Origin of the sequence: Actinosynnema sp. NPDC049800 (genome assembly GCF_040656635.1) — a bacterium.
Taxonomy (GTDB): Bacteria; Actinomycetota; Actinomycetes; order Mycobacteriales; family Pseudonocardiaceae; genus Actinosynnema.
In genome coordinates this window covers 15,592-31,406 of record NZ_JBFAMT010000061.1, presented here as the reverse complement: position 1 = coordinate 31,406, position 15,815 = coordinate 15,592, and the positions used below count along the sequence as shown (strand labels likewise).

Sequence of the window (15,815 nt, the reverse complement as noted above, 5' to 3'; positions counted from 1 at the left end):
ATTCCAACTCAGCGCGACGTATCCAGCGCGCACCGTGACGCTCCTGTACGGCAGGGGGTGAACGATGACCGACCTGCTGCACCGGCACGCACGACGGCGGGAGGTGCGTCCGCCATTGCGCCGGTCCCGCGACATCCAGGGCAACGTCCTGGCCGCGTTCAACAAAGACCACCAGTTGTTCCGGTTCGTCCGCTTCACCGACGACCGGCTCGGGCGCACGTGGCTCGCCGCCATGCTCGGGCACGTCAGCGCCACCGCCGACGTGGAGGCCTTCAACGAGGTCTTCTCCCTCGGCCGCACGATGTTCGGCGGCGACCCCGAAGGGCTGACCGCCACCTGGGCGACGGTGTCGCTCACGCCCGAGGGCCTGGTCGAGCTGAGCATCAACCCCGACGCGACGCGGGAAGACCTGCGGGAGCACTTCCCGCACACCGCCGAACAAGCGGCGCGGGCCAACGGCGACACCGGCGACTCGGCCCCGGACCACTGGCTGTTCGGCCGCGCGGACCAGCGGGTCCACGCCGTGGTCACGGTCGCGTCCGACGACCCGGACCGCCTGGCGGAGACCGAGCGCAACCTGGACGTGCTCGACACCCTGCTCGGCGTCGTGACGGTCCACGAGCAGCGCGCCGCCACGCTCCCCGGTGACCGGCGCGGGCGCGAGCACTTCGGTTACCGGCACGGCATCTCGCAGCCCGGCGTGCGCGGCTTCCACCACGAGGACCCCGAACGGCCGGGTCACCGCGCCGGCCGGCCGGGAACGCTCCTGGTGGACGCGGGCGAGTTCGTCTTCGGACACCCGGCCGAGTCGGCCCGACCGCACGCCGCCGCCTGGCTGACCGACGGCTCGATCCAGGTGGTCCGCCGCCTCACCCAGGACGTGGCCGGCTGGCAGGACGCCGTCGAGCGGCACGGCCGGGGACCGGAGCTGATCGGCAGGCACCCGGACGGCCGCCCGCTCGCCACCAGCCTGGGCCACAACGACTTCGACTACTCCGACGACCCGGCGGGCACGGCGACGCCGTGCCCGGCCCACATCCGCAAGACGAACCCGAGGTCGTTCACGCACCGCACGCCCCGGGAGCACCGGATCCTGCGCCGGGGCATCCCGTTCGGCACCGGCCCCGCCGAACCCGGTGCGGCCGACGACGGCGAGCGCGGCCTGGTGTTCGTGGCCCACTGCACGTCGTTGGCGGAGCAGTTCGAGTACATCCAGCGGACGTGGGCGCGCAACCCGGACTTCGCGCCGGGCGAGCGCGGCGCGCCCACCGGGGTCGACGCCGTGATCGGCGGCGACTTCGTGCGGACCACCGGGGCCCTGTACGCGCTGACGCCGTCGGTCAGCACCCTCAGACTGCTCGCCGCGGGTCGCGAGCTGCCCCGTTAAGGGGTGACGGGCAGTCGGTCGTGGCCGCCGTCCACGACCGGCTCCCACCCCGTCGCGTGCCGCCGCACGAGGTCCGCCGCGACCGAGTCGAACGGCCGCGCCCACACCTCCTCGTTGAACACCTCGACCTCGACGAACCCGTCGTAGCCGGTCCCGGCGACGAGCGAGGTCAGCCCGACCAGGTCGATGTGCCCGTCACCGGGCAGGCCGCGGCCCAGCAGCACGTCGGCAGGCAGCGGCGTCACCCAGTCGCACACCTGGTAGGAGTGGATGCGCGGGCCGGCCCGCCGCACGTCGGCCGCCAACGCCGGGTCCCACCACACGTGCAGGGCGTCCACGACGACGCCGACCACCGACGCGGGGTAGGGCGCGGCCAGCTCCAGCGCCTGGCCCAACGTCGACACGACGCCGCGGTCGGCGCAGAACACCGGGTGCATCGGCTCCACCGCCAACCGGACACCGGCCGCCTCCGCGTACGGCGCCAGCACTTCCAGCGCCGACGCGACGCGCCCCCGTGCCGCGACGAGGTCGCGGTCCGGCACGCCGCCGGGCACCAGCACCAGGCACCCCGCGCCCAGCGCGGCGGTCTCGTCGATCGCCCGCCGGTTGTCGTCCAGCCGCTGGTCGAACCCGGTGAAGAACCCGCCGCGGCACAGCGACGAGACCTCCAGCCCCGCCGACGCGACCAGCGCGGCCGTCCGCTCCAGCCCGTGCTCGGCCACCGGGTCGCGCCACAGCCCGACCGCGCCGATCCCGTGGCGCACGCACAGGTCGACCACCTCGGGCACGGACGCCCGCTTCACCGTGGCCTGGTTCAACGAGAGCCTCACGTCAGCACGTCCAGGAGTCGTCCCCACCGCCGGGCGGCGAGGTCCGGGTCGGGCAGCAGGCCGGCGAGGTCCGCCAGCCGCAACGCCTCGCCGAGGTGCACCACGTCCCGGGCCGACTGGAGGCCGCCGACCATGCCGAACGCGTCCTGGAACCCGCCGAGCCAGGCCAGGAACACCACACCGGTCTTGTAGTAGTACGTCGGCGCGCCGAAGACGTGCCGCGACAGCGCGACCGTCGGCTCCAGCACCTCGTCGTACCGGGCGCGGTCACCGGCGTCCAACGCCCGCAACGCGGTGGACGCGGCCGGCGCGATGGCGTCGAAGATCCCCAGCAGCGCGTCGCTGTGCCCGTGCCCGTCGCCCGCGATCAGCTCCGGGTAGTGGAAGTCGTCGCCGGTGTAGCAGCGCACGCCGGCCGGCAGCGCCCGCCGCAACCCGACCTCGTGCGAGGCGTCCAGCAGCGACACCTTCACGCCGTCGACCTTGTCCGGGTAGGCCTTGATCAGGTCCAGGAAGTGCCCGGTCGCCGTCGGCACGTCCGACGAGCCCCAGTAGCCCTCCAGCGCCGGGTCGAACGCCGTGCCGAGCCAGTGCAGGACCACCGGCTGGTCGACCTCCTCCAGCAGCGCGCCGTAGACCTTCTGGTAGTCCTCGGGCCCGCGCGCCTGCGCCGCCAGCTTGCGGCTGCACATCAGGATCGGCTGCGCGCCCGCCTCGACGACGGCCGCCAACTGCTCCCGGTACGCCGTCAACGGGTCCGCGGTGTCGTGGTCGGTGCCCACGCCTGCCGCCAGCCTCCCGGAGGCGATCGAGGCGCTGCGCCGGATCAGCTCCAGCGCCGTGTCCCAGTCCAGGCCCATGCCGCGTTGCGCGGTGTCCATGGCCTCGGCGACGCCGAAACCGTGCTCCCACAACCGCACGCGGTAGGCCAGGGTGGCGTCCCAGTCCAGCACGGCGGGCGCGCCGGGGCCGTTGCCGCCGAACGGGTCCGCGACCACGTGCGCCGCCGCGAACGCCACCCGCGAGGTGAACGCGCCGGTGTCCCAGGCCCTCGGCGGGGACAGCTCGTGCTCGCGGAACGCGCCGTCCCGGCCGGGCAGCCGCACGGAGGTCATGCCGGCACCTCGATCCGGCGGCCGGTGCGGGAGGACTCCAGGCCCAGCGCGGCCAGCCGCACCGTGCGCACCCCGGAGTGGAAGTCGTGCGCGAACGGCGCGTCGACGGCGACGTGCCTGAGGAACTCGCCCCACTGCACCATGAACCCGTTGTCGAACACCTCGTTGTCCGGGACCTCCTGCCACAGCGACCGGAAGTCGATCGACGAGGGCACGTCCGGGTCCCACACCGGCTTGGGCGTGATCTCCCGCGACTGCACCTTGCAGTTGCGCAGCCCGGCCACCGCGCTGCCGTGCGTGCCGTCCACTTGGAACTCGACCAGCTCGTCGCGGTTGACCCGGGTCGCCCAGGACGAGTTCACCTGCGCCACCACGCCGCCGGTCATCTCGAAGATCGCGTACGCCGCGTCGTCGGCCGTCGCCGCGTACGGCGCGCCGTTCTCGTCCCACCTCGTCGGCACGTGCGTGACGGCCCGCGCGGTCACCGCCTCCACCGGGCCGAGCAGCCCTTCCAGCAGGTAGCTCCAGTGGCAGAACATGTCCACCACGATCCCGCCGCCGTCCTCGGCGCGGTAGTTCCACGACGGCCGCTGCGCCGCCTGCCAGTCGCCCTCGAACACCCAGTAGCCGAACTCGCCGCGCACGGACAGCACGCGGCCGAAGAAGCCGCCGTCCAGCAGGCGCTTGAGCTTGCGGATGCCGGGCAGGTAGAGCTTGTCGGCCACCACGCCGTGCTTCACGCCCGCCGCGTCGGCGTGCCGGGCCAGCTCCAGCACCTCCTCGGGCGTGGCCGCGACCGGCTTCTCGCTGTAGACGTGCTTGCCCGCGTCGATCGCCGCGGTGAGCGAGGCGGCGTGCGCGGACGTGACCTGGCCCTCGAAGTAGACCGACACGTCCGGGTCGCCGAGCGCCGCGTCGAGGTCGGTGGTCCAGCGCGGGAGGTCGTGCCGCTCGGCGATCTCCTTCAGCTTCGCGGAGTTGCGGCCGACCAGCAGCGGCTCGGGGACCAGCACGTCGTCACCGACCCGGATCCCGCCGCGCTCGCGGAGGGCCAGGATCGACCGGACGAGGTGCTGCCGGTACCCCATCCGCCCCGTGACCCCGTTCAACGCGACGCCGATCGTGCGCACCGCCATGCGTACACCCCGCTCAAGTTCGTGGAAAGCGCTTTCCAACACGCTACGGTCGGCTCCTCGCGGACGTCAACCTCCCGGTGGGATCGGCGACGGTCCGCGAGGGGCGTCCCGCGTGCTCCCCCGACCTCAGCCCCGGAGGCCGAGGTGGAGGCCGCCACTGGCGTCGAGGACCTGGCCGGTGATCCACCGCGCGTCGTCGGAGGCGAGGAAGGCGACGACGTCGGCCACGTCCTCCGCCCGACCGAGGCGGTCGAGCGCGGTCTGGCCGGTGATGAACTCCGTGAGCCCAGGGGCGTCGAAGACGGCCCCGTTCACGTCGGTCCGAGTGGCGCCGGGAGCGACCGCGTTGACCGTGATCCCGCGGGTGCCGAGGGCGCCGGCCAGGGTGAGGGTCATCGTCTCCAGGGCGCCCTTGCCCATGGCGAAGGACGCCTGGCCGGGGTTGGCCACCCTGGTGGCGACCGAGGTCAGGGTGATGATCCGGCCGCCGTCGCGCAGCAGCGGCAGCGCCCGCTGGACGAGGAAGTACGGCGCCTTGACGTTGACCGCGAAGAGGTGGTCGAACCGCTCGGGGGTGTCCGTCGCGATCGGACCGGCCGGCGGCGCGGCGGCGTTGTTGACCAGGATGTCCAGCCCCCGCCCGGCCAGCCCGCTTTCCAGGCCGGCCATCAGGGTGTCGACATCGCCTTCCACGCCCAGCTCCGCCCGGACCGCGAAGGCGCGCCCCCCGGCCGCCTCGATCGCGGCGACCGTCTCCTCCGCCGCCGACTCGTCGCTGCCGTAGTGCACGGCGACGTCCGCGCCGTCGGCGGCGAGGCGTCGGGCGATGGCCCGCCCGATGCCACGCGACGCCCCGGTCACCAGCGCGGTCCTGCCTGCCAGCCTGCCCATGCCCACTCCTGAATGTTAGTTACTCCCTAGTTGGTAGTTACTACCATAACGGTATCGTCTCCCGCATGAACGGGCCGAACCTGCGCGAACGCCGGCGGGCGGAGACCCGACGCCTGATCCAGTCGCGGGCCATGCGGCTGTTCGTCGAGCACGGCTACGACGCGACCACCGTCACCGACGTCGCGCGGGCGTCCGGCGTCTCGCCGATGACCGTCTACCGGCACTTCCCGACCAAGGAAGACCTGGTGCTCCACGACCGGTACGACGACCTCCTCGCGGAGCGGGTCGCGGCCCGGCCGGCCGACGAGCCCGTCGTGCTCCGGATCGGGCGGACCCTGGTGGACGCGACCCGCTCCCTCGTCGGACCCGCCGAGGGCGCCCCGTCGGCGGAACGCGACCTGCTCCTCGCCCGCCTCCGGCTGATGGTCGACACGCCCGCCCTGCGCGCCCGCCACCTGGACAGCCAGTACGCCACGCAGAAGGCCGTCGTCGACGCGGTGCTCGGCGACACGCCGGACCCGGAGGCGGAGTTCCGCGCGCAGGCCGCGGCGGGCGCCTGCCTGGCCGCCCTGCACGTCGCCCTGGTGCGGTGGGCCCGGGAGGACGGCCGCCCGGACCTGCCCGGCCTGATCGCCGCCGCGCTCGCCGCCGCGTTCGACGACGACTTCGGCTGACCGCCCACCGGTCGGCCCCGAGCGCCCGCCGGGGGCCCGACCTGGCGAACTCCCGCCCGCCCCGCCCGGCGAAACGGCTAGTCTCGCCCGACCAGGAACGCGAAGGAGGCGGCGTTGACGTCGCGGCAGGTCACGCTGGCGGAAGTGGCGAAGCACGCGGGCGTGTCGCTCGCCACCGCGTCACGCGTGCTCAACGGCAGCACCCGGCAGGTCAGCGAAGAGCTGCGCGAACGCGTGCTCGGCACCGCGCGTAGGCTCGGCTACCTGCCCAACGCCTCGGCGCAGGCGCTGGCCCGCAACTCCAGCGTGCTGGTGGGCCTGGTCGTGCACGACATCGCCGACCCCTACTTCTCCAGCATCGCCGCCGGTGTGACGAGGATCGCCGAGGACGCCGGGCTGGTCGTCGTGCTCGGCACGACCGGCCGCGACCCGCGCCGCGAGGTGGAGCTGGTCAACACGCTGCGCGCGCACCGGGCCCGTGCCCTGGTGATCGCGGGCAGCCGCACCACCGACCGGTCGGCGTCACGGCTGCTGGCCGAGGAGATCACCGCGTTCACCGCGCAGGGCGGCCGGGTGGCGTGCGTCTCCCAGGCCAAGCTCGGCACGGACACGGTGGTGCCCGCGAACCGCTCCGGCGCCCGTGCGCTGGCGCGCAGGCTGGCCGCGCTCGGCCACCGCCGGTTCGCCGTGCTGGCCGGGCCGCCGGACCTGCTGGTGGCGCGCGACCGGCTGGCCGGGTTCAAGGCGGGACTGGCCGACGAAGGGCTGGAGCTGCCCGACGCCAACGTGATCGCGAGCGGTTTCACCCGGGACGGCGGGCACGCGGCCGTGGCCGACCTGATCGCCGCGCGCACCGGCGCGACCTGCGTGTTCGCCGTGAACGACGTGATGGCGCTCGGCGCGATGGCGGGCTTGCGCGAACACGGCCTGCGGGTGCCGGAGGACGTCTCGGTCGCCGGGTTCGACGACATCCCCACCCTGCGCGACCTGGTGCCGGCGCTGAGCACCGTGCGCCTGCCGCTGGAGGAGATGGGCGAACGGGCGGCACGGCTGGTGCTCGACGACGTGGTGGCCTCCCCGCGCACGGTCCGGGTCGCCGGCGAGGTCGTGCTCCGGGCGTCGACTTCGCAACCCAGCGGTATCGGACTGCGCTGACCGGTGATTACGCTCTATTCTGGACTCCGTTCGACCACCCCTCACGAGGAGTGATCCCTTCCGTGCGCGACGCGCAGTCACCGGGCTGCAGTACCGAGCCGGGTCCGATACCCGGCTGCCAGCCCCGCCCCGCCCACCACCGGTGGGTCCGATGACCATCCTGTTCAGCCTGCTCGGCCTCGGCGCCGTCGTGCTCCTCACCGTCGGCACGTTCATCGCGGTCGCCGCCGAGTTCTCCCTGACCGCCCTGGAGCGCAGCACGGTCGAGGCGCACGTCGCCCAAGTGGGTGACGCCAAGGCGCGGACCGTGGAGAAGGCGCACCGGTCGCTGTCCTTCCAGCTCTCCGGCTCGCAGCTGGCGATCACCATCACCACGCTGATCACCGGCTACATCGCCGAACCCGCCATCGCGCAGCTCATCTCCCCCGCGCTGACCGGCGCCGGCGTGCCCGCGTCGGTGGCCGGGCCGATCGCGTTGACGCTGGCGCTGGCGCTGGCCACGTCGCTGTCGATGGTGTTCGGCGAGCTGGTGCCGAAGAACCTCGCCATCGCCAAGCCGCTGGCGACCGCACGTGCCGTCGCGGGCGTGCAGGCCGGGTTCTCCGCGGTGTTCAAGTGGCTGATCACCCTGCTGAACGGCACCGCGAACTGGCTGGTGCGCAGGCTCGGCGTCGAGCCCGCGGAGGAGCTGGCCTCGGCCCGCTCGCCGCAGGAGCTGGGCGCGCTGATCCGCTCCAGCGCCGAGCAGGGCACCATCGACCCGAGCACCGCGACCCTGCTGGACCGCTCGCTGCGGTTCGGCGACCGCACGGCGGAGGAGCTGATGACGCCGCGCGTGCGGGTCGAGTCGCTGCGCTCGGACGCGACCGTGCTCGACCTGGTGGCCAAGGCGCGGGAGACGGGGTTCTCCCGGTTCCCGGTCTACACCGGCGACCTGGACGAGGTGCGCGGCATCGTGCACGTCAAGCAGGCGTTCGGCGTGCCCCGGTCGCAGCGGGCGACCACTCCGGTATCGGCGCTGACCAGGCCGGTGCAGACGGTGCCCGCCACCTTGGAGGGCGACGCGCTGCTGGACCGGCTGCGCGCCTCCGGGCTGCAGACGGCGCTGGTCGTCGACGAGTACGGCGGCACGGCGGGCCTGGTCACGCTGGAGGACCTGGTCGAGGAGATCGTCGGCGACGTGCGGGACGAGCACGACCGGCGGGAGACCTCGCCGGTGCGGCGGCTCGGCGGCGAGGCGTGGCTGGTGTCCGGGCTGCTGCGCGACGACGAGATCGCCGAGGCGACCGGGTTCCGGATGCCCGAGGGCGACTACGAGACCGTGGCGGGCCTGGTGCTGGCCACCCTGGGCCGGATCCCCGACGCGGGTGACGAGATCCGGGTGGACGACTGGCGGATCACCGTGGTGCAGATGGACCGGCACCGGATCGCCGAGCTGAGGGTGGCCCGGGTCGACCCGGCGACCTCCGACCACTCGGGGGTGTCGCGATGATCGTGCTGGTGATCATGCTGCTGCTGGCGGGCAACGCGTTCTTCGTCGGCGCCGAGTTCGCCATCATCACCGCCCGGCGGGACCGGCTGGAGGCGTTGGCCGACACGGGCAGCAGCCGGGCGCGCACGGTGATCAAGGCGGGCCGCGAGCTGCCGCTGCTGATCGCGGGCGCGCAGCTGGGCATCACGCTGTGCTCGCTCGGCCTGGGCGCGCTGGGCGAGCCGGCGGTGGCGGCGCTGCTGGAGGCGCCGTTCCACGGCGTCGGCATCCCGGACGCGGTGCGGCACGGCGTGGCGTTCGCGCTGGCGCTGATCATCGTGGTGGCGCTGCACACCGTGCTGGGCGAGATGGTGCCGAAGAACCTGGCCATCGCGGGCCCCGAGCGCACCGCGCTGCTGCTGGTGCCCGCGCACTACTGGTTCTGCCGGCTGGTCGCGCCGCTGCTGCGCGGGTTCACCGTGGTGTCGACGGCGGTGCTGAAGCTGGTCGGCGTGACGCCGAGGGACGAGCTGGAGTCGGCCTACACGCGGGACGAGCTGGCCCTGCTGATCGGGCAGTCGCGGCAGGAAGGCCTGCTGGAGGACTCCGAGCACCGGCGGCTGACGCAGACGCTGTCGTCGGCCGAGCGGACCGTGGCCGACGTGCTGGTGCCGCTGGACCGGATCACGTCGGTGCCGTCGCGGCCGACCATGGAGGAGGTGGAGGCCGCCGTGTCGGCCACCGGCTTCTCCCGGTTCCCGGTGCGCGAGGACGACCGGCTGATCGGCTACCTGCACGTGAAGGACGTGCTGGACCTGGCGCACGCCGACCCGTCGACGCGGGTGCCGCCGGGCCGGGTCCGCGGCCTGCCGCGGGTGCCGGTGGACGCGAGCCTGGACGACGCGGTGGCGGCGCTGCGGCGCTCGCAGAGCCACCTGGCGCAGGCCGTGTCGGCCGACGGCGTCGTGCGCGGCCTGGTGGCGTTGGAGGACCTGGTCGAGGAGTACGTCGGCACCGTCCGCGACGGCACGCACGTCCGCCGCGAGCTGTGACGGGGTGGCGCGGGTGCCGTGATTCCGGCCCCGCGCCACGCCCGTCCGCCTAAGGTTCTCGCCGTGATCAACGACCGCTTCGAGATCGTCGACGCGACCACCCGCATGGCGTGGTTCGCCGACCGCCGCGACTGGGACGCCCTGCTCACCGTGTTCGCCGACGAGGTGGACCTCGACTACACCAGCCTCACCGGCGGCGAGCCCGCCCGGCTCGCGGCCGCCGACGTCGTCGCCGGGTGGCGCGCCGGGCTCGGCGGCCTCGACGCGACGCAGCACCTGGTGTCCAACCACCTGGTCGACGTCGACGGCGACCGGGCCGTGGTGACCGCCCAGTTCCAGGCCGTGCACGTGCTGGCGAACCCGCACGGCGACCCGACCTGGACCCTGGGCGGCCACTACCGCTTCGGCCTCGTGCGCGCCGACGGCGGCTGGCGCATCGACGCGATCACCATGACCACGACGTGGGCCACGGGCAATCAGCACATCATGACGCTGGCCGCACAGCGGGCAAGCTGACGTACTCGCGCTCCTCCGGCAGTTCCGCCAACGGCGGCACGCTGACCAACTCGAGGTCCTGGTCGGCGGCGCGGTCGAGGGCCGTCACGATCCACGCCTCGAAGTCGGCGTTCGCGGCCATCGCGGCCCGCCGCCACCGGTCCACCGCGTCGCTGCCCGGGTTGACCCGCGGCATCACCACCCGCTCGGACCTCGCGCCCGGGTCGCGGCTCTCCCGCAACGCCCGCCGCAGCGCCGTGCGCGACCAGCCTTCCCGCTGGGCTCGGTCGAGCCACTCGTCCTGCTCGGCCGGCGGCAGCGCGGCCACCTCGGCGTGGTGCTGGAACGGCAGGCCCTGACGACGCCGTGACGGCTCGAACTTCCGCGCGATCCACGCGTAGTTGCGCAGCGTCTGGTAGTCCAGCCCCACGGCCTCGACCGCCCGGCGGTACCTGTCCGTGTACTTGTCCTGCCCGAAGACCAGCCAGTCACCCAGGTACCAGGCCGACGAGCTGGCGATGCGGGAGATCCGCTGACCCGCCTGCTCCCACGTCTCGAACGTGACGTCCCGAGGGAACGCCAGCCCCACCGGCGTGGTGAGGATCCGGCCTTCGACCGCGCCGCCGGGACGACGGCGCTGCACTGCGTTCACCTTGTCCACTTGCTCCCCCTGATCAGCTTATGGGTGTTCTTGTTACTCCAGGGGGCCTCACACACCGGTCAACTTCCGCTCACACCGTGAACCCGATCGGGCCGGGCGGCGGATAACGGGTGACCGCCCTTCACCGGGAACCAGCCGGAAAGGCCACCATGACACCCACCGACGCCGAGATCATCGACCGGTCGCGGCACGAGCCGGACGCCTTCGCGGCGATCTTCGACCGGCACGCGCCGCACATCCGGCGGTACCTCGAGCGCAGGCTCGGCGCGCAGGTCGCGGACGACCTCGTGGCCGAGACGTTCCTGACCGCGTTCGACAAGCGGCAGCGCTACGACCCGGCCAGACCGGACGCCCGGCCGTGGCTGTACGGCATCGCGACCAACCTCGTCGGACAGCACCGCAGGCACGAGGCGCGCCGTTACCGGGAGCGTTCGGCGGACCTCGCCGAGCACGACCACTCGGACCGCGTCGCCGCCGAGGTGACCGCGTGGGCCGTGCGGTCGCGGCTGGCGGGCGCGCTGGACGGGCTGTCCGCCGAGGACCGCGACGTGCTGCTGCTCGTGGCGTGGGAACAGCTGGGCTACGAGGAGGTCGCGGCGGCGCTGACGATCCCCGTCGGCACGGTGCGGTCCCGCTTGCACCGGGCCCGGCGCAAGGTCAGGGAGGCGTTGGGCGGGCGGAACCCCACCGAGGTCGAGGAGTTGCTGAACAATGGATGACCTGCAGCTTTTGCGCGAACTGGGCGACGAGACGCCGTTGCCGGACGAGGCGGCGCTGGCGCCCGCGCGGGCGGCGTTGCTGGCCGGCATCGCCGAACGGGGCACGGTGCGGCTGCGCAAGCGCCGGTCCAGGTACTCGCTGGTCGGCGCGTCGGCGATCGGCCTGGCGGCGGCCGTGGCGGCGACGATCACGCTGCTGCCCTCCGGTCAGCCCGCGCCGGGTGGCCAGGCGTTGACCAAGTCCACGACGTCCCCGGTGGCCGAGCCGGTGACCGACCCCGTGCGGCTGCTGGCGTTCGCCGCCAGGGCGGCCCGCGCCGATCCGTCCGCGCCGCCCCGCCCGGACCAGTTCGTGTACACGCGCAGCGAGGCGGGCCCGGAGCCGGCCCGGGAGATCTGGCTGTCGGTCGACGGCACCCACGACGGCCTGCTCAAGCACCCCGACGGCACGACGTCCCGGTTCCCGGGGTGCGTGAACGGGCAGCAGGAGGTCTTCAAGGATCCTGCCGTGGTGCTCGGCACGGAGCCGTGCGAGCCGCGCCCGGCGTACCGGTCCGACCTGCCGACCGACGTGGACGGGATGCTGACCTACCTCGACGCGAACGCCAGCGGCGAGCCGGGCAGCGTCAACGCGCGCGGCAAGGACGTCCTCGGCCTGATCAACGAGTCGCTCCTGCCGCCGTTGAGCAGGGCGGCGCTGTACGAGGCGGCGGCTCGCGTGCCGGGGCTGACGGTGGTGGCGGACGCTCGTGACGCGGCGGGTCGGCCGGGGGTCGGCATCACGTGGCCCGTGCCGCCGGGTTCGTCGCCGAAGGCCAAGCCGGTGGTGATCGTGTTCGACGCGAAGACCTACGAGCTGCTCGGCACGAACTTCCACGCCATCACCGCGCGGGCAGTGGTGGACCAGGTGGGGCAGCTGCCGTGACCCCGCGGGTGGGACCGGTCCGCCGGGGCGCGCCCGGTCCCACCCGACTACGGTTGGTCACGTGGATCCGCGTGAGGATGACGACGAGGACGACTTCGACCCCGATGAGGACGAGGACGGGTTCGACGACGATGACGTCGAGGACGAGGACGACCTGTTCGGCGTGACCTCGGAACCCCGCACCATCTGCCACCTGTGCGGCGGGGCGGGGTTCATCGCCAATCCGACCTCCGCCGTGATCGGGGGCACCCCGCGAACCGTCGACAACGGCCGCGAGTGCCCACACTGCGTGGGCGCCCGCAAATTCCCAGGCCTGATCCCTCCGCTCTAACCGACCGCCTCAAATTGTCAGACCTCGCCGGCAAAATAAAAACAGGGGTCCCCTTGCCGGGGACGCCTGCGCAGCCCACCCAACACCAGCCCAGGCGCCCGTCCACTGACACGCCCTTGCCTACACCCTTCCCCAAAGGAAGGGCTTCGTGTCATCCCGCCGACCTGGCTCCGCCCTACCGCGCGTGTCAAGGGGGGCGCTGTCTCACCTATACCTCGGCGTCCACTGATGTCGCCCCCCTTGATACGTGTGGTAGCCCGTAGGGAGGTCGGTGGGATGACACGAAACCCGACCCACAACGGACCCGCCGCCGAACCACCCACCGGCCCGTCATCCTGCTGATCTGCCCGTCCGGCGAGGACTCTTTCCCTTTCCGATTCCCTTTCCGACCACGCAACGTGCCGCTCCCGCACTGAGCGGAGTCAGCTCGCCGTCCGGAACACGACCTAGGCGTGACCGACTTCCTGCCCCTTCCCCTTCCCCTTCCCCTTCCCCTTCCCCTTCCCCTTCCCCTGCCCCTGCCCCTGCCCCTGATCTTCACCGCTCTTCACCTCACCCGCCGCCACCAACTCCGCCTCCCTGAACGCCCTCGGCGAGAGGCCGCGCCACGCGGTGATCAGGGCGCCGACCTGGATCACCGCGGCCATCACCCACACCGCGCGCAACCCGAACCCCGCGGCGACGAAACCGCCCGCCAGCGCGCCCAGCGGCGTCAGGCCCCACGCCAGCGCACGATGGCTGGTGAGCACCCGCCCGAGCAGCGCGGACGGCGTGAAGAGCTGCCGGCTGGACTGCGAGCAGACGTTCCACACCATCACGATCGCCGACTGCACGAACATCACCGCCCCGATCGCCCACGCCCACGGCGGCAGCACGACGAACAGCGCGACGGTCACCACCATCCCGACCTGGGCGAGCCGCATCGACCACGCGTACCCGAGCCGGTGCACCACCCGGGCGACCACGAACGACGACGCCACCCACCCGGCCGCCATCGCCGCCTGCATCACGCCGTAGCCGACCGCGCCGAGCCCCAGCAACTCCTTGGCGTACAGCACGAACATCGACATCGTGGCGCTCGCCGCGAACGACCCGAGCGCCACCGCCACCGTGATCGACAACAGCAGCCGCGTGCGGACCAGGAACCTCAACCCCTCACCGATGTCACGCAACGGGTGCTTCTTCGCCGACGCTTCCCCCGCCCCCGCCCCCGCCCCCGACACCGTCCCCGCCCCGGACACCGCCCCCGACACCCGCGCCGAACGCAGCCCCCGGACCAGCAACAACGCCACCACAGCGGCCACGACGGCGACCCAAGCGGGCGTGCCGAGGCCGAACGCCACCAGGAAACCCGCCACCGGCGGCACGGCGAACTGCACCACGCCCCGGTCGATCACGATCAGCCGCGTGTTCGCCGCCGCCAACCGCCCCTGCTCCACCACCTCGGGCACCAACGCGCCCGTCGTGCCGTCACCGAGCACCTGCGCCGACGTCACCACGAACGCCACGACCACCAGCAGCGGCAAGCTCAACGCGTCCGTCACGCCCGCCACCGCGATCGACAGCGCCGCGCACCCCTGCACCGCGTACGCCCACGTCAGCATGGCGCTGCGCCGCACCCGGTCGATCAGCACGCCCGCCACCAGCGAGAACAACAGCCACGGCGACTGGCCGACCACGTTGACCAGCGACAGCTGCCGCGGGTCGGACGTGATCGTCGCCGCGATCCACGGCAACACCGACAACATCAGGCCTTCGGCCACCGAACCGGACACCACGACGGCCTGCAGCCGCACCCACCCCCTGGACATGGTCCACACCCTGCCAACATGTGCCGACAACGCCAGTCCTTTTAGCGTGTAGTGCACCCATGCAAAAACGATCGCCGAATCGCGCGGACCAAACACCGCCTGCTCAACTTCACCTGAGACCAGTCCCGCCCAGCAGCCCACCGCCAGGTCCCACCGACCCGCACCGAACGTGAGTCGATCTCGTCACGCACCGGGCTCGGACCGACCCCCGCCCGACCCGAAGTACCCTGTCATCTCGTGGGGGTCGTTTTGTCGCAATCGGAGTGGACCGCGCGCCGTGACGCGCACGCGGCCCGGATGAGGCGCTGGACCGGGCCGCACCACGAGCGCAAGGCCGCCGGCCGCAAGCACCCGGTGCTGGACTTCCTGTTCTCCTACTACTCGCACCGCCCGTCACGACTGGAGCGCTGGCACCCCGGCCCCGGCGTGGTCCTCGAAGGCGACGCCGCCCTCGCCTACCTGAAGTGGCCCGTCTACCGGCGCACCACCGACGGCGTGACGCTGGACGTCGAGGCGTTCGCACGGGAACGGGCCAACACGATCGAGTTCGCCGGCCGCCTGCTCACCGCGACCGCCGGCCGCGCGCCCCGGCTCGGCTGCTTCGGGCTGCACGAGTGGGCGATGGTCTACCGGCAGCGGCCGGAGCAGGTGCGGCACGACGCGTGGCCGTTGCGGCTGGGCAGCGAGGGCACCGACCGGGTGGTCGAGTCGCACCGGGTGCAGTGCGGGCACTTCGACGCGTTCCGCTTCTTCACCCCGGACGCACGGCCGCGCAACGCGGTGCAGCCGACCCGCGAGACGCAGGTCGAACTGGAACAGCCGGGCTGCCTGCACGCGAACATGGACCTGTTCAAGTGGGCCTACAAGCTCGACCCGGCCACGCCGTCGGAGCTGGTCGCGGACTGCTTCGAGCTGGCCGTGCGGATCCGCGAGCTGGACATGCGGGCCAGCCCGTACGACCTGGCCGACCTCGGCTACGAGCCGGTGCCGATCGAGACCGCCGAGGGCCGCGCCGAGTACGTCCGGCGGCAGAGCGCGTTCGCCGAGGCCGCCGCGCCGCTGAGGGCCAGGCTGATCGAGCTGAGCCGCGTGCTCGCGACGGCGGCCGTCGCCGCTCGATGACCTGGAGTAACTTCACCCGATCCGCAGACGTTACCTGTTA

The 15,815-nt window shown here is 73.0% G+C and carries 16 protein-coding genes; 10 read left to right on the top strand and 6 right to left on the bottom strand.

The features are described 5' to 3' along the window. The first annotated feature begins 64 nt into the window (after positions 1-64). Positions 65-1,387, top strand: a complete 1,323-nt coding sequence (locus AB0I91_RS38520) for a Dyp-type peroxidase (protein ID WP_499612120.1) — start codon at positions 65-67, stop codon at positions 1,385-1,387. Here AB0I91_RS38520 and AB0I91_RS38515 read toward each other — a convergent pair. The 4 genes from AB0I91_RS38515 to AB0I91_RS38500 all read right to left on the bottom strand — a co-directional run bounded on the left by AB0I91_RS38515 (position 1,384) and on the right by AB0I91_RS38500 (position 5,359). Next, positions 1,384-2,217, bottom strand: coding sequence for a sugar phosphate isomerase/epimerase family protein (locus AB0I91_RS38515; protein WP_498776870.1), 834 nt, complete (start codon positions 2,215-2,217; stop codon positions 1,384-1,386). The genes AB0I91_RS38520 and AB0I91_RS38515 overlap by 4 nt on opposite strands. Continuing rightward, positions 2,214-3,332, bottom strand: a complete 1,119-nt coding sequence (locus AB0I91_RS38510) for a dihydrodipicolinate synthase family protein (RefSeq protein WP_499612116.1) — start codon at positions 3,330-3,332, stop codon at positions 2,214-2,216. The genes AB0I91_RS38515 and AB0I91_RS38510 overlap by 4 nt, the downstream gene beginning before the upstream one ends. Continuing rightward, entirely contained in the window at positions 3,329-4,468 is a 1,140-nt protein-coding gene (locus AB0I91_RS38505; RefSeq protein ID WP_498776866.1) for a Gfo/Idh/MocA family protein, read from the bottom strand. Before AB0I91_RS38505 ends, AB0I91_RS38510 begins: the two co-directional genes overlap by 4 nt. Before the next feature lie 126 nt (positions 4,469-4,594). Continuing rightward, positions 4,595-5,359: an SDR family oxidoreductase gene (locus tag AB0I91_RS38500; RefSeq protein WP_499641265.1), complete on the bottom strand. Its 765-nt coding sequence runs from the start codon at positions 5,357-5,359 to the stop codon at positions 4,595-4,597. A 65-nt stretch (positions 5,360-5,424) separates the two neighbouring features. Between AB0I91_RS38500 and AB0I91_RS38495 the strand changes: the two genes are divergently transcribed. The 5 genes from AB0I91_RS38495 to AB0I91_RS38475 all read left to right on the top strand — a co-directional run bounded on the left by AB0I91_RS38495 (position 5,425) and on the right by AB0I91_RS38475 (position 10,227). Continuing rightward, positions 5,425-6,033 carry a TetR/AcrR family transcriptional regulator gene (locus AB0I91_RS38495; protein ID WP_499612112.1) on the top strand — a complete coding sequence of 203 codons (609 nt, stop codon included), beginning with the start codon at positions 5,425-5,427 and terminating at the stop codon, positions 6,031-6,033. Positions 6,034-6,147: 114 nt separating this feature from the next. After that, entirely contained in the window at positions 6,148-7,188 is a 1,041-nt protein-coding gene (locus AB0I91_RS38490; RefSeq protein WP_499641262.1) for a LacI family DNA-binding transcriptional regulator, read from the top strand. Positions 7,189-7,339: 151 nt separating this feature from the next. Beyond that, positions 7,340-8,680: a hemolysin family protein gene (locus AB0I91_RS38485; protein ID WP_499612110.1), complete on the top strand. Its 1,341-nt coding sequence runs from the start codon at positions 7,340-7,342 to the stop codon at positions 8,678-8,680. After that, on the top strand, positions 8,677-9,711 hold the full coding sequence (locus AB0I91_RS38480) for a hemolysin family protein (RefSeq protein WP_498776856.1): 1,035 nt from the start codon (positions 8,677-8,679) through the stop codon (positions 9,709-9,711). Before AB0I91_RS38485 ends, AB0I91_RS38480 begins: the two co-directional genes overlap by 4 nt. Positions 9,712-9,774: 63 nt before the next feature. Next, on the top strand, positions 9,775-10,227 hold the full coding sequence (locus tag AB0I91_RS38475; protein WP_499641259.1) for a nuclear transport factor 2 family protein: 453 nt from the start codon (positions 9,775-9,777) through the stop codon (positions 10,225-10,227). Here AB0I91_RS38475 and AB0I91_RS38470 read toward each other — a convergent pair. After that, positions 10,196-10,858 (bottom strand): LmbU family transcriptional regulator, encoded by a 663-nt coding sequence (locus tag AB0I91_RS38470; protein WP_498776852.1) that lies wholly within the window; start codon positions 10,856-10,858, stop codon positions 10,196-10,198. The two genes, AB0I91_RS38475 and AB0I91_RS38470, sit on opposite strands and share 32 nt — an antisense overlap. A 158-nt stretch (positions 10,859-11,016) precedes the next feature. Between AB0I91_RS38470 and AB0I91_RS38465 the strand changes: the two genes are divergently transcribed. The 3 genes from AB0I91_RS38465 to AB0I91_RS38455 all read left to right on the top strand — a co-directional run bounded on the left by AB0I91_RS38465 (position 11,017) and on the right by AB0I91_RS38455 (position 12,842). Continuing rightward, a complete protein-coding gene (locus AB0I91_RS38465) occupies positions 11,017-11,586 on the top strand; it encodes an RNA polymerase sigma factor (RefSeq protein WP_499612106.1) in 570 nt (189 codons plus the stop codon). Next, positions 11,579-12,511 carry a CU044_5270 family protein gene (locus AB0I91_RS38460; protein WP_499641257.1) on the top strand — a complete coding sequence of 311 codons (933 nt, stop codon included), beginning with the start codon at positions 11,579-11,581 and terminating at the stop codon, positions 12,509-12,511. Before AB0I91_RS38465 ends, AB0I91_RS38460 begins: the two co-directional genes overlap by 8 nt. Before the next feature lie 61 nt (positions 12,512-12,572). Then, complete coding sequence (locus tag AB0I91_RS38455; RefSeq protein WP_498776846.1) at positions 12,573-12,842, top strand: hypothetical protein; 270 nt, start codon at positions 12,573-12,575, stop codon at positions 12,840-12,842. Positions 12,843-13,288: 446 nt separating this feature from the next. On the opposite strand, the gene AB0I91_RS38450 is transcribed toward AB0I91_RS38455, so the two are convergent. Further along, a complete protein-coding gene (locus AB0I91_RS38450; RefSeq protein ID WP_499641255.1) occupies positions 13,289-14,653 on the bottom strand; it encodes an MFS transporter in 1,365 nt (454 codons plus the stop codon). 297 nt (positions 14,654-14,950) lie between these two features. On the opposite strand from AB0I91_RS38450, the gene AB0I91_RS38445 reads away from it, so the two are divergent. Next, positions 14,951-15,775 carry a 3-methyladenine DNA glycosylase gene (locus tag AB0I91_RS38445; protein WP_498783927.1) on the top strand — a complete coding sequence of 275 codons (825 nt, stop codon included), beginning with the start codon at positions 14,951-14,953 and terminating at the stop codon, positions 15,773-15,775. The last annotated feature ends 40 nt before the right edge of the window (positions 15,776-15,815 follow it).

Coding starts and splice junctions, on each gene's coding strand:
- AB0I91_RS38500 (WP_499641265.1), bottom strand. CDS start 5,359: ATGGGCAGGCTGGCAGGCAGGACCGCGCTGGTGACCGGGGCGTCGCGT.
- AB0I91_RS38495 (WP_499612112.1), top strand. CDS start 5,425: ATGAACGGGCCGAACCTGCGCGAACGCCGGCGGGCGGAGACCCGACGC.
- AB0I91_RS38480 (WP_498776856.1), top strand. CDS start 8,677: ATGATCGTGCTGGTGATCATGCTGCTGCTGGCGGGCAACGCGTTCTTC.
- AB0I91_RS38465 (WP_499612106.1), top strand. CDS start 11,017: ATGACACCCACCGACGCCGAGATCATCGACCGGTCGCGGCACGAGCCG.
- AB0I91_RS38505 (WP_498776866.1), bottom strand. CDS start 4,468: ATGGCGGTGCGCACGATCGGCGTCGCGTTGAACGGGGTCACGGGGCGG.
- AB0I91_RS38450 (WP_499641255.1), bottom strand. CDS start 14,653: ATGTCCAGGGGGTGGGTGCGGCTGCAGGCCGTCGTGGTGTCCGGTTCG.
- AB0I91_RS38460 (WP_499641257.1), top strand. CDS start 11,579: ATGGATGACCTGCAGCTTTTGCGCGAACTGGGCGACGAGACGCCGTTG.
- AB0I91_RS38485 (WP_499612110.1), top strand. CDS start 7,340: ATGACCATCCTGTTCAGCCTGCTCGGCCTCGGCGCCGTCGTGCTCCTC.
- AB0I91_RS38510 (WP_499612116.1), bottom strand. CDS start 3,332: ATGACCTCCGTGCGGCTGCCCGGCCGGGACGGCGCGTTCCGCGAGCAC.
- AB0I91_RS38445 (WP_498783927.1), top strand. CDS start 14,951: ATGAGGCGCTGGACCGGGCCGCACCACGAGCGCAAGGCCGCCGGCCGC.
- AB0I91_RS38520 (WP_499612120.1), top strand. CDS start 65: ATGACCGACCTGCTGCACCGGCACGCACGACGGCGGGAGGTGCGTCCG.